General features: G+C 51.6%; 17 protein-coding genes. 5 read left to right on the top strand and 12 right to left on the bottom strand.

Annotated elements, in window-relative coordinates; all coding sequences use genetic code 11:
- Positions 1 to 22 precede the first annotated feature (22 nt).
- Positions 23 to 547, bottom strand: coding sequence for a DUF7935 family protein (locus tag FH603_RS07555; RefSeq protein WP_186736857.1), 525 nt, complete (start codon positions 545 to 547; stop codon positions 23 to 25).
- A 77-nt stretch (positions 548 to 624) separates the two neighbouring features.
- On the opposite strand from FH603_RS07555, the gene FH603_RS07550 reads away from it, so the two are divergent.
- Positions 625 to 900 (top strand): iron-sulfur cluster assembly accessory protein, encoded by a 276-nt coding sequence (locus FH603_RS07550; protein ID WP_186736856.1) that lies wholly within the window; start codon positions 625 to 627, stop codon positions 898 to 900.
- 145 nt (positions 901 to 1,045) lie between these two features.
- Positions 1,046 to 4,927 (top strand): sensor histidine kinase, encoded by a 3,882-nt coding sequence (locus FH603_RS07545; protein WP_186736855.1) that lies wholly within the window; start codon positions 1,046 to 1,048, stop codon positions 4,925 to 4,927.
- 96 nt (positions 4,928 to 5,023) lie between these two features.
- On the opposite strand, the gene FH603_RS07540 is transcribed toward FH603_RS07545, so the two are convergent.
- Complete coding sequence (locus tag FH603_RS07540) at positions 5,024 to 5,671, bottom strand: NUMOD4 domain-containing protein (RefSeq protein WP_186736854.1); 648 nt, start codon at positions 5,669 to 5,671, stop codon at positions 5,024 to 5,026.
- 329 nt (positions 5,672 to 6,000) lie between these two features.
- On the opposite strand from FH603_RS07540, the gene FH603_RS07535 reads away from it, so the two are divergent.
- Both FH603_RS07535 and FH603_RS07530 read left to right on the top strand, forming a co-directional pair.
- Entirely contained in the window at positions 6,001 to 6,375 is a 375-nt protein-coding gene (locus FH603_RS07535) for a CoA-binding protein (protein WP_186736853.1), read from the top strand.
- Between the two features lie 22 nt (positions 6,376 to 6,397).
- The gene (locus FH603_RS07530) at positions 6,398 to 7,129 is read left to right on the top strand and encodes a sulfite exporter TauE/SafE family protein (RefSeq protein ID WP_186736852.1); all 732 of its coding nucleotides are present in this window, start codon (positions 6,398 to 6,400) and stop codon (positions 7,127 to 7,129) included.
- A gap of 35 nt (positions 7,130 to 7,164) precedes the next feature.
- Here the strand turns inward: FH603_RS07530 and FH603_RS07525 are convergent, their stop codons facing one another.
- The 9 genes from FH603_RS07525 to FH603_RS07485 all read right to left on the bottom strand — a co-directional run bounded on the left by FH603_RS07525 (position 7,165) and on the right by FH603_RS07485 (position 20,905).
- Entirely contained in the window at positions 7,165 to 7,569 is a 405-nt protein-coding gene (locus FH603_RS07525) for a MaoC family dehydratase (protein WP_186736851.1), read from the bottom strand.
- 72 nt (positions 7,570 to 7,641) lie between these two features.
- The gene (locus tag FH603_RS07520; RefSeq protein WP_186736850.1) at positions 7,642 to 8,700 is read right to left on the bottom strand and encodes a 3-oxoacyl-ACP synthase III family protein; all 1,059 of its coding nucleotides are present in this window, start codon (positions 8,698 to 8,700) and stop codon (positions 7,642 to 7,644) included.
- A gap of 179 nt (positions 8,701 to 8,879) precedes the next feature.
- Positions 8,880 to 9,395, bottom strand: a complete 516-nt coding sequence (locus tag FH603_RS07515; protein ID WP_186736849.1) for a hypothetical protein — start codon at positions 9,393 to 9,395, stop codon at positions 8,880 to 8,882.
- Positions 9,396 to 9,426: 31 nt separating this feature from the next.
- Positions 9,427 to 10,887: a SusD/RagB family nutrient-binding outer membrane lipoprotein gene (locus FH603_RS07510; protein WP_186736848.1), complete on the bottom strand. Its 1,461-nt coding sequence runs from the start codon at positions 10,885 to 10,887 to the stop codon at positions 9,427 to 9,429.
- Positions 10,888 to 10,913: 26 nt separating this feature from the next.
- On the bottom strand, positions 10,914 to 14,066 hold the full coding sequence (locus FH603_RS07505) for a SusC/RagA family TonB-linked outer membrane protein (RefSeq protein ID WP_186736847.1): 3,153 nt from the start codon (positions 14,064 to 14,066) through the stop codon (positions 10,914 to 10,916).
- A gap of 479 nt (positions 14,067 to 14,545) precedes the next feature.
- Positions 14,546 to 15,568: a nucleoside hydrolase gene (locus FH603_RS07500; protein ID WP_186736846.1), complete on the bottom strand. Its 1,023-nt coding sequence runs from the start codon at positions 15,566 to 15,568 to the stop codon at positions 14,546 to 14,548.
- Between the two features lie 177 nt (positions 15,569 to 15,745).
- Entirely contained in the window at positions 15,746 to 16,228 is a 483-nt protein-coding gene (locus FH603_RS07495; protein WP_186736845.1) for a DUF4843 domain-containing protein, read from the bottom strand.
- Positions 16,229 to 16,295: 67 nt separating this feature from the next.
- Positions 16,296 to 17,783 carry a RagB/SusD family nutrient uptake outer membrane protein gene (locus FH603_RS07490; RefSeq protein ID WP_186736844.1) on the bottom strand — a complete coding sequence of 496 codons (1,488 nt, stop codon included), beginning with the start codon at positions 17,781 to 17,783 and terminating at the stop codon, positions 16,296 to 16,298.
- 23 nt (positions 17,784 to 17,806) lie between these two features.
- Positions 17,807 to 20,905 (bottom strand): SusC/RagA family TonB-linked outer membrane protein, encoded by a 3,099-nt coding sequence (locus FH603_RS07485; RefSeq protein WP_186736843.1) that lies wholly within the window; start codon positions 20,903 to 20,905, stop codon positions 17,807 to 17,809.
- Positions 20,906 to 21,048: 143 nt separating this feature from the next.
- Between FH603_RS07485 and FH603_RS07480 the strand changes: the two genes are divergently transcribed.
- Positions 21,049 to 22,392: an amidohydrolase gene (locus FH603_RS07480; protein WP_235985441.1), complete on the top strand. Its 1,344-nt coding sequence runs from the start codon at positions 21,049 to 21,051 to the stop codon at positions 22,390 to 22,392.
- A 102-nt stretch (positions 22,393 to 22,494) separates the two neighbouring features.
- Here FH603_RS07480 and FH603_RS07475 read toward each other — a convergent pair whose 3' ends face one another.
- Positions 22,495 to 23,331, bottom strand: coding sequence for an SDR family oxidoreductase (locus tag FH603_RS07475; RefSeq protein WP_235985440.1), 837 nt, complete (start codon positions 23,329 to 23,331; stop codon positions 22,495 to 22,497).
- Positions 23,332 to 23,385: the final 54 nt, after the last annotated feature.

Here is a 23,385-nt window from a genome sequence, read left to right as displayed (position 1 = left end):
CTTCTACACCTTACGACTGCTCTTACATAAACATTGCCTGAATTTCTTCCTTCAAGGCTTTGAGCGCGTCGGTGGTGGGGAGCTTGTCTTTTTCGATGATTCGCTCGAAAATGCGTTTCGATAGTTCGAGGGCGGGTGCGTCGGGGCGGGTGCTGCCCGAGGCCTGGTTGATGAGCGTCATCACCTCGTTCATGGCCCCCTGAACCTGATCCCACACTGCCTGGCTCATGTAGACCTGCTGCGAGAGGTTATGATTATACTCGTCCCGGATTTCCTGTAACAATCGCTGCTGAAACTCCAGTACGGTGGTTGAACTGCCACCCAGCCGCAGCAAAAGATTGTTGGGGCTGATGCGTTCCAGGAATAATACCATCCGCTCGTAGGCCTGCAATCGCACCGGCACGACGGCTTCGGTATACCGATTTTTAACCTCGTAACGATGTCGGTCGGCCTCGCGCTCCAACAACAATTTGACGGTCAGATACATGCCATACAGGACCAGACCTGCTGGTACGATCAACTTCAGGAAATCACTTAACAGCTCCATAGCGGGCGAATAATGTTGGGTAAAAATGGATAATTTTACAGTGAACCGTGTTTAGTACATACCGTTCACTTTTTTTTATGCTCGACAATCCCGTCCATGTCCGGTTAGAAGCCCGGCAACAGATCCTGGACACACTCCGCGCCAATAAAATTCCCGCCGAATATGGCCTGCGCGTAGGGGTGCGGGGTGGCGGTTGTGGATCGTCATGGTTACTAGGATTTGACATGCCCGGTCCGGCCGACGAAGTGTATAACGTTGACGGGGTTCGTGTCATTATCGACCGCAAACATTTACTCTACGTATTGGGAGCCGAAATTGGCTACGAAACGGGCGGTTACACGGTCGACAAATAGCGGGCTGACCAAGGCACGTTACCCGGCTTACCCATAACTACGCTCCACAATTCGTTGATCGCCAAATGGATTCTCTGGTCGGCAGGCCAAATCTGGCACGATTTTAGGTCCATTTGCCGTAACCTCCTCCTTTCAATCTGGTATTGTGAAGCATATTGAACGACATATTTTTCTGATGCTGGCTGCGCTCTCGGTCAGTCTGTCGGTGCTTTGCTACTTTGTTCTGGAACGAAATGCCCCCAGTGCTACCGATGAACAGTATATAAATACCATCCAGGAACGCGTCAAGGCTGAAATGCGGATTAGTACGAAGGAGTTACACGATGTGGTGTCATTGCTCGTACAGAAGTCCAATCCTTCGTTCGTCGACTTAAGCCTCCCGACTCAATATCCTTACTTCGTATTCCGGAACGGCCAGTTACTGTTTTGGTCCGACCACCGGTTTATACCTGATTACAGCCAGATCGCTTCGGTAACCCATGCCCGGTTAGTAGATTTTGCGCAGGGCCAATATATTGTCAGTCACGAACGGGTGGTCAGGAATGCGGAGAATCTGGATGTGTTCTCGCTGGTTAATGTATACCGATCTTATCAGAACAACAATGTATATCTTAAATCAGGCTATAACAGTTCGTTGTTTGCGCTGGACCCGGCAGCCATTACGGATCAGCGTAAAAATACATTTCAGGCTATTTACGATAATACACCGGTATTTCTGTTCTCCGTTGTTCCACCCAAAGTCGACGCTTACCGGGATCACTCGATACCTGTCAATACCGTTATACTAGCGTCGCTGGGTATTGTTTTTCTTGGACTCTACGTGTTGCAGTCGATAGCACTGTTAAAACGCAGGCGGGCCTATGAATGGGGGTTTTTCTGGCTGGCGGCCTACCTCATTCTCCTGAGGGGACTGATGCTGTATTTTGGTGTGCCTTTTCTATTCGTTGAATCTGATCTGTTCAACTCCAAATTCTACGCGTCGTCGATACTGGTACCATCCCTGGGCGACTTGCTGTTGAATACGGTTGTGCTAGCTGTGCTGGCCTTTTACTGGGTCAATCATTACTACCGCAGCCAGAGTTACGGCTTTCTGCTACGTTTGCCCGAATGGGTCAGGCCGATACTATCCGTCAGTTGTGTTGTGCTGAGTTATGTGGTGTTCAACCGCTGCTACGATGAATTGAACAACATCTACGAGAAGTCGCAGTTTACCCTCGATATTACACTCAATATCCGGTTCTCGCTGTTGAAAATAGTGTGTCTGCTGGTCTTTGTCGCAATAGCCTTTGTCTATTTCCTGTTCACTCACCTGTTATCGAGCCTCTTCCTGCGGTACAATAAACTGGAAAAGCCAGGCCGGGGTGTGTTACTGATTTTGCTGGGTACAGGTGTAGCCGCTGGACTCTTTACCCTGCTCGACTGGCCGTTGGAATGCATTTTGTTGCTCAACGGACTTTATTTTCTCCTGACCTACATCGGCCGGTTTACAAAGACGCTCTACACGTTCCGCTACAAAACGTCTATTTACCTGTTTATGGCGGCTTTCATCTTTGCCGTAACGACGGCTTATGTCGTTTACAATCAGGAAATCAGGAAACAACTGGCTTATGAGCGGGAGTTTGGTGAACAACTGCTGGCCGAAAACGATGAGTTTGGCGAATTCCTGATGAGTAAAGCGCAGGAGTCCATTACGGAGGATACCGAAATTGCCCGTACCCTACAATCGGACACGCTGCTGGTACGAGAGCGGATTCAGCAACGGGTCAAAATGCTGCACCTGGATAAGTATGTCGATAAGTACGACATCGATGTGTCATCCTTCCGGGCTAACGGACGGCCCCTCGACGTGAGTCAGAACGCCATAACGCTGACAACCCTCAGCAATCGGTACCGTCGGCCTAACTTCCGGACAAAATATCCGGGGGTGTTTTTTATCAATGAAGTCGGCAATCAGTTCATCAAGCAATATGTATGCTTCATTGCCATTCACCAGCCACGCCCTATCGTGTCGCCTGCGGCTACCAGACCCGACACAATCGGCTTTGTGGTGCTCGATCTGCGGCTGCGCAGTGAGCGTCCAACGAGTGTATATCCCGAGTTGCTGGTCGATACCAAGTTCAGCCAGAACCCAAACGCACTGGAGTACAGTTACGCCATTTTCAACGGGCAACCTCCCCGGTCGCAGCGACCCGCTCAGCCAGTCGTCGATACAACAACGGGCCTGAGTGGATTACGGCACCGGTTGCTTTTCAGTACGGGGAGTTATAACTACGAGCGGAAAATGCCGCCCTCCTTGCTGGCCGATCCGGCGATTTTTCTCGATGGGGTGTCGGCATATGGGTATCAGCATGTAGCGCAGCGGGGGCGCGATGGGCGGATCGTCGTCGTTTCATCGGCCGAGTACCCATTCCGGAATATCTTTTCCAATTTCTCGTTTCTATACCTGCTGCTCGTTCTGACTGTCATTCTGGTTATTAGCGGCTACGCCATCAAGTACGGGTTCTCTCAGTTCAGCGTCAATTATTCGACCCGTATTCAGATCCTGCTAAACGTTGCGTTCTTCCTGCCGCTGCTTCTGGTCATTGTTATTATCCTGAGCGTCATCAGCTCCAACTACATTACGAATCAGGAGAATACTTATATCAGCAATACCCGGAATATTGCCGCCAACTTTCTGACGTATATGGATGAACACATAGAAGCCAAAAAGCGCAGTAAGGCCTCAATGGAGGAGGAGTTGAGTAAGATTGCCCGCGATGCCGACATCGACATCAATTTATTCGACACCCAGGGGCGGCTCTACACCTCTACCCGCCCGCTGATGTATGAGAATGGGCATCTGTCCAAGCGTATCAATCCCGAAGCCTATATCCGGGTTATCGAGGATAAGGAAAATCAAATCCTGCTCAACGAATCCCTCGGCAACAAACAGTATCGAACGGCTTATGCCGGCATAAAATCGTATGATGGGCGCCTGCTGGGCATTCTCAGCATTCCGTACTTCTACGCCGGACCCGAACTCGACCGGCAGATTATTGAAGTAATTGCATCGGCCCTGAGCATCTTCACCGGTCTGTTTTTGTTCTTTTTGATTCTGTCCTATTTTGCCTCGAACATACTCACCAAGCCGCTGCGTTTGCTAACGCAGAAGATCAGTAAGACCAACCTCGACCGGCCAAATGACCCGCTGCCGTGGCGTTCCGATGATGAGATCGGGTTGTTGATTCGGGAATATAACCGGATGCTGGTCAACCTGGAAGAAAGCAAGAAGGCCCTCGCCCAGAACGAAAAACAGTCGGCCTGGCGGGAGATGGCCAAGCAGGTTGCCCACGAAATCAAGAATCCGCTGACGCCCATGAAACTAACGCTTCAGCATTTACAGCGAACCTTTCCCAAGGGCAACGCTACCGACGGTGGTTCGGGCGGAAGCAACGAAGTGGCCCGCAATCGGGTCATTCAGCGCACCTTCGACTCGCTGCTGGACCAGATCGACAACCTGAGCGATATTGCCACATCGTTCTCCGATTTTGCCAAGATGCCTCTGCCTCGAAATGAAGTATTTGAGGTAACCGGTGTGTTGAACAAAGCGGCCGATCTGTATGCCGACGATACCCGAATCACCCTGCAACGGCAGATCGCAACTGGACCGGTAATGGTTATCGGCGATCGTCAACTGATGGGTCGCATCCTGACTAACTTGCTCATCAACGGTATTCAGTCGGTGCCCCTGGGCCGAAAACCGTCGATCAATCTAAAGCTTTACACCCGGGATGAGGAAGTCCAGATCGAGATTCACGACAACGGCTCGGGTATTCCCGAAGCCATTCGAACGAAGGTATTCCTGCCTAATTTCAGTACCAAGCGGGGTGGGTCGGGGTTGGGATTGGCTATCGCCAAGCGCGGAGTCGAACATGCCGGGGGTAGTATCTGGTTCGAAACGGTCGATAACGTTGGCACATCTTTTTTCCTGTCGCTGCCCTTGTCCAGTGTGACCGTGCCGTCCGGAGAGAAACCCGTTAACCAGTAGGACAACTCAATTTTCGCAGGATGCAAGCTGTTGGTCAGGCTATAAACAAATCAGCCGGTCGGGAGTCCCAACCGGCTGAACGTACAGTCTCAAACATCACTCAAAAAAAGGGGTAGCCACGAAACCGCTCGGTTTTTCCCGAAAGGGTTCATCGTCGATCGTTACGTGTTTCCAGTTCTCTCCCGACCGAATACGGTTCAGTTGTGTATGTGTAATACCAAACTGCTTGGCTATCATCTTCAGCCGGTTCTTGTCGTTACGCAGTAGTTTCTTAATGATCTTTACCTTGCTCTCCGTCAACTTATAATTGCGGGTTCGCTGGGCAATCGGGCGATTTTTTAGATTGGGATTGTTCCTGTTGTGCTCAATCATTTCATCCTTCGTGGCCCACTGCAGGTTACTGAAGATGTTGTTCAGCTTATCGTGGTCTGTATGAATCACGAAGGTTTGTTCGGATTGTTGACGAGTCACAAAATACTCGGCCACTAGTTTGTGAACATAGCGGTTAAGTGTTTTGCCACCCGACCGAATGTTGAGTGAACGATAACCCTGAATGACAGATCCTTTTATTAACGTACCATCTGACTTGGCAGCCGCTGCGCCTGATTTGGCGGTTGCTGCAGACTGGAAACTACGGAGACGACCATAGTTGGAAATATCATAGCGAGGTGGATTTTCGATGCCCTCAAACACAATCGGTGTCCATTTCTCATGCCAAAAGCTCTGGTTTTTCTTGTCCATCATGGGCCGAAAGAATTATGTGTTCGATTTATTATTGGAAATATACTTGCTGTGAAGTGATAGTCTGTTTAACTATTCCTTAACAAAGGTAAAACAAAATAGTTAGAGGATATTGCACAAAAAATTGTAAAAACAGATGTAGTCGCTTTGATACATAGATACATAGCCCCAAAAAACGTAAATCGCCTTGAAAAGGCCTACTAAAAAGATGACTTTTGTTGGATTAAAATTCAACAACCCTCTCCTGAGCCGAAGAAACTGGTACACGCACTACGTTGTTAGTACACTTGACTGCGGTAAAAAGCGGTAGTTTGTCATCAACATCGACGTATATGGATAGTATTCAACAGAAAAAAACGCTCATTATTGGTGCCACCGAAAACCGGGGACGTTATGCCAACCGGGCTGCATACAGTTTACTGCAACGTGGCCATGCCATTGAGCTATTGGGACTGCGCAACGGAAACATCGAAGGGCAACCCATTAAGACGGGACAACCGCCCCTGACGAATATCGATACCGTAACGATGTATGTTGGTCCCAAAAATCAACCTGATCTTTATGCGTACATACGCCAACTGAAGCCCCGGCGTGTCATTTTCAACCCTGGTGCCGAAAATCCGGAGTTTGCCCGACAATTACGGAGCGACGGCATTGAGCCTATTGATGCCTGTACACTCGTTATGCTTTCGGTAGGAACCTACTAATCAGTCACCGCCTATTTACTGTATGGATTACCCATTTATTTTTCTGATCTGCCTCTTCGCGGTTGGTTTTGTGTATGCATCCGTCGGACATGGTGGGGCCAGTGGGTATTTGGCTACGATGGCGCTGTTCGGGGTCGCGCCGATGTTGCTGAAACCATCGGCGCTCTTGTTGAATCTGTTTGTCTCAACAGTTTCCTTCATCCAGTTTTATAGGGCGGGTTATTTTAAATGGGAGAAATTCTGGCCGTTTGCCGTGGCCAGCGTACCGCTGGCATTCCTTGGCGCTAAAATTCCGTTGAGTGATACGCTCTACCGGCAGCTGCTGGCGGCCTGCCTGTTGCTGGTGGTTGTCCGGCTCGTCTGGACCATCCGTGGCCAGGAGGAGGAGACCAGGTCGGTACCCCTGGGTGCAGGTCTGGTGACGGGCGGGGTCATTGGCTTGCTGTCCGGCATGATCGGTATTGGGGGGGGGATCATTCTAAGCCCGTTGATGCTGCTGTTGCGCTGGGCACGGCTGAAGGAGGTTGCCGCCACCTCCGCGCTGTTTATTTTTGTCAACTCCCTGTCGGGCCTGTTCGGGTTGCTGAGTAAGGGCTACGCGCCCGACCCGTCGCTGTATAGCTGGATTGCAGCCGCTTTCGCTGGTGGACTACTGGGTGGCTATTTTGGAAGCCATCGCTTTGCCGTGCCCACGCTGCGGTATCTGCTGGCAATTGGGGTAGGGGTAGCCTGCGTGAAGCTCATCCTCACCTGACACGGACTGTCGGTAGATGTCGGCGACGAACAATCTCACACAAACATCTCTTTGTGAAGCACAACGCCCGTCCCGCGCAGGGTCGCTTTGCCGGTGGCAGGGTCGATTACCGTACAGGTGATTTCGGCCGTGTGGCGTCTGGTATCGATGCTTTTACACTCGAAACGGGCTTCATAGTCCGTGTCGGGATACATGGGCCGGACAAATTCCAGTAACTGCGACAGATGTACGCCCCCCGTCCCTCCAAAATTTCGGCCAAATACCCGCGCAAATACGCTTGCGCTCAGCATGCCATGCATGATGGGCCGTTTAAAAGGCGTGGTGGCCGCATAGTCCGCATCCAGGTGAAGCGGGTTGTCGTCGCCGGTCAGTTCCGCAAACGTGTTGACATTCTCCTGTGAGAAATGATAGCGGTAAGTAAATGTATCTCCAACTTCCATGCGTGCTATGAGTAAAAAGAGAAAGACGAAAGTACTGATTCACGCCTGCACTCACCCGATCGTTCGGTAAATTTACCAGCGAATCAGCGCCGACGCCCAGGTAAAGCCACTGCCGAACGCAGCCAGGCAAAGTAGCTGTCCTTCCTGAATTTTACCCGCTTCCCAAAGTTCGCTGAGGGCAATAGGAACCGAAGCTGAAGTGGTATTGCCGTAGTGCTGAATATTGTTCCAGAGCTTTTCGTCGGGAATGTTCATCGTGCGCTGTACGTACTCCAGAATACGTAGGTTGGCCTGGTGCAAGACAAACAGGTCGATGCTATCGGTTGTAAGGCGGTTGGCGCAGGCAGCTTCGCGGATAACGGCCGGAAACTTCTCGAATGCTTTCTTGATGACCAGAAATCCTTTAAATACACCTGTGTACAAATACCCCGGCTCAAACGGGCCATCGTTCTTATGCACGAAATCGTTTTCGGCGTTGAGGTACTGCGGTTTGTATTTTTTGAAATGATACTTACCGTGGCTGCCTGGATTGATGATCGATAATTCTTCGGCATGGGTACCGTCGGCATGCAGGTGGGTCGACAGAATGCCCTGGTCGGGCTGGCTGGCTGGCTGTAGCACGACGGCACCGGCACCATCGGCAAAGAGCATGGCCACATCACGGCCACGCGCCGAAAAATCGAGGTTACACGACTGGCGCTCGGCCCCCACAACCAGAATATTGCGGTAGGTGCCGGTTTTGATGAACTTGTCGGCTACCGACAGGGCGTACAGAAATCCTGAACACTGATTGCGGATATCGAGGGCACCAATTTCGGTCTGGGTGATTTCCAGTTCGCGCTGCAACAACACGCCACAACCCGGAACTAAATAATCGGCGCTCATGGTGGCAAACACAATGAAATCGATTTCGTTGGGTGTGATGCCCGCCCGTTCAATAGCGATGCGGGCGGCAATGGCCCCCATCGTCGTAGGCGTTTCTTCACCTGCTTTGGCAAACCGCCGTTCGCGGATGCCGGTACGCTCTTCAATCCAGGCACTGCTCACGTCCATTCCGGGGGCGATCTCCTCGTTGGGAACAATCCGGTCGGGCAGGTAATGGCCAACACCGGCAATTCGGGAATTCATCATCAATAGCGGATCAGGTGTACAAGTCAATTAGTAGGGTATGCACTGGTAAAAAGGCAAACCTCAGCATCCCCGTACTTTACTGATAAGATAACCGTTTTATTCGCTTTTTGTCCATTCATTACGTAAAGAAAAAGCCCTCCGATTGCTCAGAGGGCTTTTTGTCTGTACGATCAGGATCGTTAAGCCAGAACACGCGCTCGTACCTGCTGCGTAACAATCTGGGTGTTATCATCCAGCGTGACAAGGAAGATAAAAGCGATCTCGCGGGGAGCCAACCCGGCGGCAGTCGGCGTGGCCGGCACCGTTGGGAACTTGGTCCGGAAGGCAGCCAGCGACATTGTGAATGTAGCCGTTGTTCCGTTACCCGCAATAGGGGCTGTGTTGATCTTGGCCGCAGCCGTGTTCAGCGATGCTGCGTTGACCCCCGTACCGCCCCCTGCTACGGTGGTGATTTCCCTAATGGTCCGTCCTGTACTGGCTGGAATCGAGAGGGTAAACGTGATCGTTGGCGCTGCTCCGGCCTGAGAAACCTCAATGAACGGGTTACCACCGTAGGTTACTGCGTTCGAAAACGTTACCGGAACTGCCGGGCGGTTGTCCCGAACGAGCGGCCCGTATTGAAGGTCGTCCTTACAGGAAACAGAAGCTACTGCCAGGGTTGCCAGTAGAAATCCTTTTATGAATGTGAGTTTCATGCGATTTGCTGGAATAAAGTGAGTGTGGTGACTAGTCGACATCCCACCAGACTTTTACGTTGGACTGGGGAGCTGGATTTTCGAAGTTGGGGTTCCGTTCGTTCTCTGTCGAGATATAAACAGCTCGAACCGGACGTGTTGCATCGATACCAGCTGCATTCTGGGCGGGTAACTGCGTTGGGTAACCCGTCCGGCGCCAGTCGTTCCACAGTTCCAGACCATTCCCGGTGAAGGCAATGTATTTCTGGGTAATGATCTGTTCCAGTTTCTGGGCATCGGTACCTGTCAAGGTAGCCACACTGGGGTTGGCGGCCAGGTAGGCATCGATCTGAGCCGGTGTCTGACCGGCCAGGGCCATCGACGCCTGGATACCTTCGGTATAGAGCGCTTGTGGGTCACCGGCAGTCTTCAGCGTCAGAGCCGACTCGGCCAGAATGAACGCCCGCTGGAAATTAGTCAGTAATCGCACTGGTCCTTCGCCATTGGCACCCGTTACATACGGGCCGTAGCGCGACCAGGTGGCTACGGCCGGCAGGGTACCCCGCTCGCCGTTATCGCGCGTTACATAGTTAGCCGCAGGCTTCGTGAAGAACGTTGCCAAACGGGGGTCTTTCAGGTTCTGCAACAGGTTCAGGTAGCGGGTGCTCAGAATAATATCATCTCGGAACGAGCTAACCACCGTGTATTCATAACGGGGGTCGCGGCTACCAACCGACGCACCAAAGGTAACGTTGAGGTCGTCGGCGTTCGACTTAATGTACTGACCTGACGTGATTACCTGATCGATCACCTGTTTGGCCAACGCGGGCTCTTTCCGGCTGATGGTGTTGGCTAATTTCAGGAGCAAGGTATTGCCCGCCTGACGCCATTTTACGAGGTTACCCTTATAAATCACATCGTCGTTGCCCGGTACCGTCGTGGACGTTTTATCGAGATCGGCCAATCCTTCGCGCACCAGGTCAAACAGACTCTGAATGTTTTGTGCCTGGTTGCCTTTGTAAATATCCTCCTGTTTATCAACGCGGGGTTGCGGAGCCGCTTCGCCCTGCAATGCCTGCGAGTAGGGGATATCGCCCCAAACATCGGTTGTCATGGCAAAGTCGTAGGCCTTCATGATCTTGGCAATACCCGTATAGGCGGGTGAGTTGGAGGCCGTAGCGATGGTGATGATCTGCTGCGCATTCACCAGTGCACCGCCATACAGCTCAAACCGCCACTGGTTGCCAAAATCGGCACCATTGGTCTGGTAGATGTCGTAGGTAGCCGGGCTGTTGGCGGCTCCGGCCAGCTGCTGCATGATCGTCGACGCAAAGCGATTCAGTTCATTGGCATTGGCAAAAGCAGTACCAACCTGAACGGTTGGCAGTAACACCGAAGGCGGTACAACCGTGGGGTTGTTAGGCGTTACGTTGACATCAAGGTATTTGGAGCAGCTTCCTAAACTGGCCAGTAATGGCAGCATCAGAACAGCACTTCTATATATGGTCTTCATGGAATCGATCAATAGAAAATAGGTAATTAGAAAGTAAGCCGCACGTTGACACCGTAGTTACGCGTGTTAGGCGGACCGCTCAGGTCGAGGCCCTGAATGTTACCGGCACCCTGCGTGTTCACCTCAGGATCGGCGTAGTAATTAGGCGCGTAGAAGTACAGGTTCCGACCACTCACCCCAACCGAGATGCCACCGAACGGCGTATGTCCGATAATGCTCTTGGGTAGTGTGTAATTCAGGGCTACCTCCCGCAGGCGGTAAACCGTTGCATCAAATACCGATGCTTCTGACGCCAGTCCACCCAGCCCCTGCCAGTAGCCCTGCGCTGACAGCTGGATGTTATTTGGCCTGAATGTGCCGTCGGCGTTCTGGATAACACCCGGCAGGATGCGTGGCTGATCGCGGTCGATGCCTGTTACCGATAACGACCCCGTACTGCGGTAATCGACGGCAGCGAATGAGAACAACTGGCCACCCTGACGGGTATCGACCAGCGCCGACAGCGTGAAACCTTTATACGAGAATGTGTTGGTCAGACCCGCTGTCCAGTTCGAATTGGGGTTCGATAGGGGCTGGCCAGCAATAACCGGGGCAAACTGGCCCGAGGTTGGATTGATGATCAACTGACCTACGTATTGACCCGATGCGTCGTACGTTGCCTTGTTGTTGATGTCGGTATTCTGAACCCGTGGGTTCGCCGAACTAACAATAACGCCGTATGGCTGACCCTGCACGATCGACGGCGTAATACCAATGAAGCCATCACCGGTTATACCTGACTGAAGAACACCCGGTGCAATCGAAACAACCTTGTTCCGGATGCGGGTGAAGTTCAGGTTGACATCCCATTTGAAGCCGTTTGACCGGATTGGCGTTGCTGACAGGACCAGTTCAATACCCCGGTTCTGCAACTCACCCACGTTGGTCGTCCGCGTGTCGTAACCCGATGATGGGGATACCGAAACGTTGAAGATCTGATTGGTAGAGCGGGTGTTGAAGTAGGCTGCATCAATGCTCAGGCGGTTGTTGAAGAAACCAAGGTTCAGACCCACCTCCGTCGAGGTCACAAATTCAGGTGTCAGCCCTTGGTTACCAATCCGGCTGTCAATGGCGAAACCCGGAACACTGCTGCCACCGAAGGATACGGGGAAGTTGACCGCGGCTACGTTATTCCCGAACGATGACTTCGTATACACCGAGTTCAGCAGATATGGATCAGCGTCGCGGCCTACCCGGGCAACGCTGGCCCGAACCTTAGCATACGAGAGTACATCCGACTGGACCTTGAACGCATCGGTAGGTACGAAACTGACTGAGGCCGCTGGATAGAAGTAGGTGTTGTTAGCAACGGGTAAGGTCGACGATTGGTCAGCGCGGCCTGATAACTCCAGGAACAGGTAGTTATTATAGGCCAGCGACAATTGGGCGTAGTTACCCACCAGACGGCGCACCTGGCTCGACTCGGCCGACTGGGTGAATACGGCTGCGTTCGACACGTTGGGGAATCCCGGAATCGTTAGCTGTTCGCCATAGACCGATGCGTTCTGGAATTTGCGCTGGTTGATGTTATTGCCCAACAACAGATTTGCACTCAACCCTTCCAGAAACACTTTATTGATTTTAGCATTGATCAGCAGGTCTCCGTTGAGTTCCGAACGGAAGAAGTTATTCTGAATGACTTCACCCTGTGGTGCCCGAACCGCACCAATATTACTGATACCTTTCCGACGGTCAGTGTACGTATCGCCTGTTACCCGGTAGGTGACGTTCAGCCATTTGGTGACGTCGTACCCGAGGGTGAAGTTACCGAAGAAACGGTCGACCTGGCTGTCGAGGGTCGTGTTCTGCAACGACCAGTTTGGGTTGTTGGCCGTGGTCAGGAAGTAAATACTTTGTCCGCTTGCGTTCTGGAATGGCTCATTCGGCAGGTCGTAGCTCCGCGGAATCCGCGAAATTTGACCGTAAGCGCTACCGCCGTTACCGAGGGCCGCGCCCCGCTGAACCGTCTGTACGTAGGTACCCGTTCCGGAGATGCTCAGTCCGTTGTTAAGTTTGGCACCACCACCCAATTGTACGTTTGAACGGGTAAATTTGGAGTTGTCGGTAATACCCTGCTGGCTTGTGTTGCCCAGTGAGATATTGAAATTGCGCGTCGCATCACCGCCCGAAATGTTGGCCGTATTTTGCAGAACAGACCCCTGGCGGAAGAAATCCCGCACGTTGTTAGGATACGCCTGATAGGGCCGGGTTTCGCCCTGTAGGTTCGTGATGGAAGTTGGGCCACCAACGAACGGTAAACCCCAGGAGTTGGTCGAGTTGTTGACGTAAAGGTTGTTGGAACCCTGGCCGTAATCGTTCTGAAACGGGGGTATGCCGTAAACATTCTGCACGTTATATGACGAGGTAACCGTCACCTCCGTCTTGTTATTATTACCCTTACCATTTTTAGTGGTGATAATAATAGCACCGGCCGACGCCCGCGAACCATAAAGAACAGCCGCAGCGGGTCCTTTCAAAATATTGATCGACTCAATACTCTCGGGGTTGACGTCGGCGAGACGGTTTGCCGATTGGGCCTGGAACAGGGTGTTACCTGTCACGTTTACATCGTTGCTGAAGATAATACCATCCACCACAATCAGGGGTTGGTTGCTACCGTTGAACGACGTGATACCCCGGATGTTGATGTTCGTTGATGCACCCGGCGCACCACTCTGCCCGTTGATCTGAACCCCGGCCAACTTACCCTGTAAGGCGTTCAGCAGGTTTGGCTCCGACTTCTGAGCGATTAGCGCACCGCCAACTTCCTGTGTTGAGTAACCTAGCGACCGTTTATCCCGTTCGATGCCTTGAGCCGTAATTACAACCTCATCCAGGCTTTGAGCGCCTGCTGTAAGCTTCACATTGATCGTCGCCTGGCTCCCTACCGGAAACTCCTGACTCGCAAACCCGATAAAACTAAATACCAACCGATTATCGGGCTGTACGCTAAGGCGGTATCGACCGTCAGCGTCAGTTATGGTTCCCCGATTCGTTCCTTTTACCTGCACACTCACACCCGGAAGTGTGGTGCCGTCATCTGATGAAGTGACCTGGCCGCTTACCGTCACATCCTGCCCCGAAGCGGGCAGGCAAAACAGTAGTGACAGAAACCAGATGCCCAATAAAATTTTGTGCATAAGTGAGTAAAGATTATAAAAGTTGTAAACACCCATAAAATGAGTCGACAAAGATAAGCGTGTAGATGATGTTTTTATTAAATATATCTAAGAAAATTATGTATATTTTTCAGTAAATAGAATAAATAGGCTTTAAAAATTATGGACGTAAAATAAGTGACTCCTTTTGGGAAAGCACCTTATATGGGTTATTTATGATACTTTTTGAGTAAAAATACGGATAATACTAGGAAGTAATCTACTAATAGCGTTGTGTTTGGGTAAAAAAATATAAGTAATAATACGAGTGAAAACTTTCCAAGTGAGTCACAAAGCTGAAAGAATTATGGTGTATATTATTTATCTTAAAAGGTTACTTAAATTGAGTGAAATATCGAGCGACCAAATAATATATTGTATTGCTGAAGTGTCGGAGCCAGCGTAAAGAAACATATTGGTCTGTATTTTGCCCGGCGATGGCCCTGTTTTATTGCTATACACTATCGATTCATGAGTGAAAGCTTAGCGAAAAAGTCAGTAAACATCAGGCTGGTATCGATTCGGGTATAGACCCGGATGGGACGCCCAGCGGGAGAATACTCATAGGCCCCTAGTGAATTGATTTTGGGTGCCAGCCTGATGACATACTCGCTCGATGAAGGATCAGCCTCAAAGGACGATTGCAATGCCGTTAGTAAAACAAGCGGGCTATCACCCAGAATATAGGTTTCGCCGATGTTCAGTTTGTATTGGGTAAGTCTGGTCATCAGGCTCTCAAGGGCATTGCACAGGTAGGCGCCTGTTTTTCCTTGTGGCCTGATCTGAACCTGAAGTTGGGAATAGGGTAGCAGAGCCTGCCGATAAGCATTTCGGGGCACCTGCCAGATAGGCATGCTGGTTTTATTGAAGACGACGCGGGCGGCTGCAATATCGATGTTGAGGTTATACTCCGGGTTTGTATAGTTGGGTGGTGGCAGCGCCAGATCGGGATATTCGGGGCCGCCAATCCAGACCAGCGTTAGTTTGTCGGCGATCTGCGGAGCCTTCAAAATAGCCGAGGCTATTTCGGTGAGCCCGGCCCCGCACAACACATATAAGGGTAGTTGCGTATCCGTGCGCATTGCTTCCTTTATGATTACGTTTACCGCTTCACTGGCAACGGGTATGCTGTCATTTGGCATTGCTTTATTAGAGCCGGCAACTATAGGAATATTTGTCTTTATGGCCATGACCTGAACGAGTTCGCGGGCTTTCCGGGCGGCATTATCGGCCTGCATGGCGGAGTTGTCGAAACCATCGCCTGCTTTAAGATGGGAGCCAATTATTGCGCTGATCTCGACCGACGGGGATAACAACAGATGAGCCAGCTGAAACAGCCCGTCGGGATCGCCACTGAAGTCGTTGTCGACGATCACCCGCATGCGGGGCGTAACAATTGCTTTTCCGGGCATAGGCTGTCCGGATGAAGCGATCGGCTCCATGAGCGAGCAAAGCAAAAAAATAAAGCAGATATAGTTTGTCATCGGTAAAAGAGGGAGTTATTGACAGAGTGGTAATGGAGGACTTGACAACAACGAGTAAAAGTAGAAAGTAAGCTATGGGTCTCCCCGTTTGTCGTACAAAAAAAACCTTCCGATACGCCGTATTAACAACGAGCATCGGAAGGTTTCACACGGCAGGTTACCCCGCATTACGCAGAATTATTGCCGGATAGAGTATCCAATCCGTTTGTAGTTCTGGCTTGGTTTAAAGTCAGCGCTGGTACTGTCAATGACAAGTACTACGTTAGCCAGGGTGGCAGTTGCGCTTGTAGCTCTGGCCACCATCATCGTCAGCGTCCCTGTACTCATACCAGCAGGAATCACGACACTGCCACCATTGGCGAGGGTATAGCTACTGGTGGGTGCTGTGGTGCTGGTTGGATCAGGAAATACCTGTACCGTCAGGTCGCTGCTGCGTTGCCGGCCAACCAGGTTAACCTGAGCCGTTACGGTAGCGTTGGCCGTTACGCTGTTCCCGCTCGAAATGATCGGGTAGGTACGGCCAACGGCGTTACTGTTCAAAACCGCTGGCTGAAACTCAATCAGTGTTTGATCATCAAACACCTTATCAATACTGTTATCGCAGGCGTAGACCGCAAACAGGGCCAAGGTGCATAAAACTAAAGTTGCTATTTTTTTCATTAAGGCAGTTGTTTAAACAGGGCGGGTACCAGTCAATTGTGCACTGGCTAAAGCCTGCCCTGCCCGATTAATAACCGAAGTTTTGCTGTATGCTCTTATTGGTCGACAACTCATTGACTGGAATAGGCGCCAGAATACGGTTATCCGTGTAGACAAGGCCACCACCCTGTGCGGCAGCTTTCACTACATTCTGTCCCGTACGCTTCAGGTCGAACCAGCGGTGACCTTCAAAACCGAACTCCAAACGCTCCTGCCGCATAATTTCAGCCAGCAGAGGTGCACCGGTTACTGTAGAGGCAGGTAAACCACACCGTTGCCGAATCACATTCAGATCGGCCAGGGCCTCAGTCGTGTTGCCAAGGTTATAGTTGGCCTCGGCCCGGTTCAGGTACAATTCGGAGACCCGGATAACAGGTATGTTATCCAAGTTGATCGTTCCGTTTCTACCCAGAAACTTGGTACATTCAATGAACGCGGCTCCCCGGCCGGCTGTACCCAATTCGTACAACTGACGACGGATATCGAGGACGGTTCCGGTAGCACTTTTCTCGGCTTCCAGGTCGTTGATAAACGCTGTTGTTGGCACCAGGTCACCAAAACCACCCGTAGCGGTACGGTCGCCCGTTCTAACCAACGTCGTGTAGGTCGTTTGGAGGGACGTATTAACGCCTATGTTTTCGGCTACGATGTACTGGATTTCAAACAACGACTCGGGATTCTGCGGGGCACGCCAGCCACCAACGTAAGACGCATTAGGCGACAGTTTGATTGTGCCGGCAATGGCATCGGTCGCGTATTTTACTGCCGTTGCATAGTCTTTGTTGTAAAGAGCAACGCGCGAGAACAGCGCCTGCGCGGCTTGCCGGTTTCCGTAGGCAGGTGCATTGGCATTCGTGCGGCTGAAGGAAGCAATGGAACTCTGCAGATCAGCGTAAATCTGCTTGTACACATCGGCAACGGCTGGACGAGCCGGCAGCGTAATCTTGCTTTGATCGGCTACGCCAACCAGCAGTAATGGTACACCACCCCGGTCCTGGGTAGCCACCGCAACGCCTGGATCGTAGGCGTAGATGCGCGACAGGTCATGGTAAAGCAATGCCCGCAGAAAGTAGGCCTGGCCCTGTAGCCGGTTGCGCTGTGCTGTATCGGCGAAGGCAACACCCCCAATATTATCCAGAATCAGATTAGCCTGGTTTATGGCGAAGTAAGCCGATTGCCAGGTAGCCCCTGCTGCTGTAGCCGTACCAAAGGTGTTATTCTGGATGTTCCTGTTTTCGTTGGCTAACCGACCCGATTTGTTAGTGAACTGAGCATTGTCACTCAATGCTTCGGATACGGCCAGCATATCACGGCCGTAAAGTACTACGTTTTGCAGTCGGTCGTAAATGCCATTTACGGCAGCATCGACGCCCTCGGCAGTTGTCAGCGCTATCTGCGAATCACCCTGCGAGCGGGGCGTAACTTCGAGAAATTCACTGTTTTTACAGGCGGTAACGGCCAGCAGGCTGACGGTTAACAGACTGGTTGATAAAATTATAGATTTTAGTGTACGCATAGCGTGTATGATCGAAGTCTTGATTAGAACGTTACGTTAACACCGGCCTGATAGGTCTTTGAGTTTGGTACCAGTCCACTGTTACCCGAACCGAAGTTGAGGAATTCAGGGTCATAGCTGGTCCATTTGGTAACAGTGATCAGGTTAGCGGCCTGAATATAGATACGCGCTTTAGACGCTTTTATCCGGCTGCTGATGGCGGCTGGCACGTCGTAATTCAGTGTTATCTGCTTCAACCGAAGGTACGAAGCATCTTCCAGGGTACGGGTACCGCCCAGACCACTAACGCTGTTTGGCTCAACGTTAGCGTTATAAGCCCGGGGTACATCCGTAATGTCACCTGCTTTCTGCCAGCGACGATCGTAGGTGCTTTGTAAGGCGTTGAAGTTACGCCCTGCATTCTCAGCCAGGAAAGACGTCTGCGTGTTGAACGACCGCCGACCGTAGTCGAACTGGATCAGGAAGTCGAGCGACAAACCACCGTATACAATGGTGTTGTTGAAGCCACCGTAGAACTTAGGTAATTCGGTGCCGAAATACTTCTGGTCGCGGGGTATCAGGGGGCGGTACGTAATGTTACCAGCATAATCATAGAACATGGCCCGGCCCGTAGCGGGGTTCACACCGGCATAATCGGTGGTGTACTGCGGCTGTAGCGGTCTGCCCAGAATTGCATTCCGGCCTACGCCATAGAAATCAGTATAGGTTAACAGAATCGTGCTGTCCGGATTGTTCAGCGGTACGATACCCGGATACAGCTTGGTGACCTTGTTCTGAATCGTGGTGATGTTGAACGACGATTTCCACTGAAACTGGCCCGCCCGCACGTTCACAGTATTCAATTCAACTTCTAACCCGCGGTTCTGTACTTCGCCCGCGTTCCGGGAGATAGACGAGTAACCACTCGTGAAAGGTAGGTTGAAAGGCAGCAACAGATCTTTACTGGTCCGTTGGAACACATCGACCGAGCCGGTGATGCGGTTGCCGAAGAAACCAAAGTCCAAACCAATGTTGGCGGTCTGGTTAGTTTCCCACTTCAGGTCGGGGTTAGCCAACTGCGAAGGGGCAAAACCGGCCGCGCCATTGTAGTCAAATCCAGGATTCACTAAACCCAGACCGGGGAAGTTAGCAGCATTAAAGAGCGAGCCCAATTGGTCGTTACCCGTAGTACCAAACGAAGCCCGAAGTTTCAGGTCGCTCACGTACCGGCCACCTTTCAGGAAGCTTTCTTCAGAAATCAGCCACGCTCCCGAAATCGAGGGGAAGAAACCGAAGCGATTGTTGGCACCGAAACGACTCGAACCGTCCAGACGACCAATGAGGCTAAGATCATACTTTTTGTTGAAATTGTATTTCAAATTACCGAATACCGATCCTTTCCGGTAACCCGTCCAGGTACCGCCAATGCTCACGGGTAAAGCAGCCGCGCTGGCATATTTAAAATCCGGCGTTGGTACGTTCGTGATGTTCGTCAACAGGTTCTCATTAATGTCGGACCTGTACTCGGCACCCAGCAGAAGGCCGAAATCACTTTTACCGATCTCTTTGTTATAGTTCGCCGTTACGTTGGTCAGGAAGTTTTTGTTTTCATTAAACTGATCCTGTACCCGTCCCCGAACGTTTATACCGTCGGCGGTGCGTGGGTCGGAGAAGTTTCTACCCCGAACCGAGCGGTAATCAAGGCTAACAAATGGCCGGATGGTCAGATTGTCCGTTACTTTGTAGTTCAGGGCTAAACTACCCACAAACTGGTTAATGTCAGCCCGGATCGTGTTCAACTCACTGACCTGAATGATATTCTGGTTGAGAATACCCGGAATGCCACCCAGTGCGGGTGTTCCGTTATAACTGCCATCGGCGTTGTAAATGGCTACACTTGGCAAAATAAGGGGCGACGAAAATGCAGCAGCTCCCAGGAACGAACCCCCGTTGGGACCACCAAATTGGCCGTTCGACGTGATCGTACTCAGTTTAAGCGTCTGGTCGATGCTCAGTTTACTGTTAATCTGGTGTGTAAGCGTGCTATTCAGGGTGCCTCGTTTGAAGTTAACGTTTATGACGTTAGCACTCTGTGTATAGTAGGAACCGGACACATAAAATCGGGTCTTCTCATTACCCCCGTTCATGCCTATTTCGTAGTTATCCGTTTGGCCCTGTCTGAATGCAGCCTTCTGCCAGTCGTAGGTTGGTAACGCTGCAATGTCTGCGTCAGTTAGGCTTGTTGGCAGACGCAGGGTCGAGAGTACCGACGACCGGGCCACGTCAGCGGCTGTTCCGGCATTGACCAGGTTCTCGGTCCGAAGCTGAATCCACTCCTGTGTATTCAGTACATCAAGTTGTTTGATAGGATCAGCAATGCCCTTAAAGTAATTGAAAGTGATCTGCGTTTTACCGGCCTTACCACGCTTGGTCGTGACGAGCACAACGCCGTTTGCTGCCTGCGAACCGTAAATCGAAGCGGCAGCGGCATCCTTCAGAATCTCGATCGACTCAATATCGCTCGGGTTCAAAAACGAGAGTGGGTTACTGCTGGTGAAGCTGGAGTTGTTGGACGTGTTTAACTGAACGCCGTCAACGACGTAGAGGGGATCGCTACCCGCCGAAATAGAACCAACGCCACGGATACGAATCTGAATAGCGCCACCCGGTACCCCGTTAGCTGATGTTACCTGTACACCCGCTGCCCGACCGGCCAGTGCTTTATCAAAACTACCCACTGGCAGGTTGGATACGGCCGCCCCCGAAACCTTGGAGCTTGCTCCTGTAAATTCACGCCGGTTAACCGTTCCACCGTAACCCGTAACAACTACTTCGCCGAGATTGGTAGCGTCTGCTTGCAGGGTGATATTAACCGTTGACCTGTTTCCAATCGCAACTTCCTGGCTTGAGAAGCCAATAAAGCTAAATACCAACCGACTATTAGCTGATGCGCTCACGCGGTAATTCCCGTTTGCATCGGTGGTTGCACCGCGAGTTGTACCCTTTACCTGTACGCTCACACCCGGCAGGGCGGAGCCATCGTCCGACGAAGTAACCCGGCCACTAACTGCTACATCCTGCGCCAGGGCTGGCAGGCAGAAAAGCAGTATGAGTAACCAACTTCCTAATAGAAGTTTTCTCATAAAGGTTTGTTGATAGAATTGTTTTGTGGAAAATTAATAAAGAGCGACAAAACTATAGAATGTTGCAATTAAACCAACAAATTATTCGGACTAAATTGTAAATTGCTCTCTAAATGTATCTACAGCTATTATTGCATAATTTGATGAAAACTAGTAAAAACTACTTAGCAGCCATTTTTTCGGGGGTTTTGTTCGCACCAGCCGCTTTTGGACAGGGACCTGTTCTAAACGTGCGGATGGATAAAGCCGCTGAGGGCCTCGAGAAAAAAGTTGTTTCCTGGCGCCGGGATTTTCATCAGCACCCTGAACTGGGCAACCGCGAGTTCCAGACCGCAGCCAAAATTGCCGCCCACCTGCAGGCGCTTGGCATCGAGGTGAAAACGGGGGTCGGCAAAACGGGAGTCGTCGGGTTGCTGAAAGGGGGGAAGCCCGGACCGGTCGTGGCGCTACGTGCCGACATGGATGGGCTGCCCGTAACCGAACGTGTCGATCTGCCCTTTAAATCCGAAGCGAAAACCGAATATAACGGCCAGCAAACTGGTATCATGCACGCCTGCGGCCACGACACCCACGTCGCTATCCTGATGGGCGTCGCCGAAGTGCTGGCGTCGGTAAAAAGCGATCTGCACGGTACCGTGAAATTCATATTCCAGCCTGCCGAAGAAGGGGCACCCGTTGGCGAAGAGGGGGGTGCCTATCTGATGGTGAAAGAAGGGGTTCTGGAAAACCCTAAAGTAGATGCCATATTCGGTCTGCATATCAACTCCCAAACCGAAGTTGGTACCATCAAGTACCGCCCCGGTGCTACGATGGCCGCTGTCGACCAGTTTTCCATCAAACTAAAAGGAAAGCAAACCCATGGTGCATCACCCTGGTCGGGTGTCGACCCTATCGTTACCTCGGCGCAGGTGGTCATGGGATTGCAAACCATCGTTAGCCGGAATCTGCCCCTGACGGAGAATGCCGCTGTTGTGACGGTAGGCGCTATCCACGGCGGTATCCGGCAGAACATCATTCCCGAAGAGGTGAACATGATTGGTACAATCCGCTCGCTGGATGCAGACATGCAGAAAACCATCCACCGTCGAATTAGTGAAGTAGCTACCAATATTGCCGAAAGTGCCGGTGCTAAAGCCGATGTCAAGATCGACATTATGTACCCTATTACGTACAATGACCCCAAACTCACCGATCAAATGATCGGTTCGCTCGAAGCGGTGGCTGGCAAGAACAATGTCAAGATCACACCCGCTCAGACGGGTGCCGAAGACTTCTCGTTCTACCAGCAGAAAGTGCCCGGCTTCTTCTACTTCCTGGGCGGTATGACCAAAGGCACAAAGGTTGAAGACGCAGCCCCACACCATACGCCTGATTTCAAAATCGATGAGAGTTGTTTTGTGCTGGGCATGAAATCACTCTGCCACCTGACCGTCGATTATATGGAGCAGGCTGGAAAGACCAGAACAGCCGCCGTTAGCGGTAAGTAAGCAGAGCCTAAGTTCCACAGGAGGGTATACAGAGCACAGCGGTAGTCGCTTGTTCGTATACCCTTCTTTCTTTTGTAGGAAACGTCAGCACTGCCATCCTGATCAGGCACCTGCCCGGTTGCGCAGAATGCGGGACAGTAATCCCGGCAGAAAGCGTTTGAGGTAAATGCCATAAGTTTCGGGTCCGCCGATGTAGACCTCTTCTTTCTGTTTCGATACCGCCCGCAGCAACTGCCGGGCAAAGGCGTCAGGAGCCATCCCCCTCGCTTGGTTTTCGTCCATTTTTCCGTGAACCTGTCCACCGGCACCAAGGGCGTGGAGCGAAATAGGCGTTCGTATATAGCCTGGGCAAACAATGGTTACCCGGAGCCCGGCTTCATGAGTTTCGGCCCGAAGTGCGTCGAAAAAGCCATGCAGGGCATGCTTGCTGGCGCAGTAACCGGAACGTTGCTTCGTGCCGATCTTACCCGCTACACTACTCGTGACCACAATATGCCCGCTTCCCTGCGCCAGCATCAGCGGCAGAACGGCTTTTGTGAGGGCGACAACACCAAAGAAGTTGACATCCATCAATTGCCGGTAAACCGACAGATCGGTATCGGCAACCTGGCTCCGTTGGGTAATGCCCGCATTCTGGAATATATAGTCGATCCGGCCAAACCGTTGCCGAACCGTTTCGACATGAGCGGCCAAACCTGTAGTATCGGTCATATCCAGGGGCAGCACCAGCACATCCGATGCGGGCAGGCCAGTCAGGTCGGCTACGCGTTGAAGTTCATCGGCCCGGCGAGCCGATAGAACGAGTCTGGCACCCTGGCTGGCCAGCGCCAGCGCTATGGCCTCACCTATGCCCGATGAGGCACCGGTGATCCAGATAACGGACGAAGAAAATGAATGTGCCAGACAGGTAGGGGGTAAGCAATGATGAGCGGAGTTCAAAGGCGAAAGGTAATCAGTCGGCCAGATGTTCCCAACTATTGCCTGTTACTCAGA

The sequence above is a fragment of the Spirosoma utsteinense genome (assembly GCF_014282275.1).
Taxonomy (GTDB): Bacteria; Bacteroidota; Bacteroidia; order Cytophagales; family Spirosomataceae; genus Spirosoma; species Spirosoma utsteinense.
Note: the sequence above shows the minus strand (reverse complement) of the source record. Positions and strands in the feature narration are given on the sequence as shown.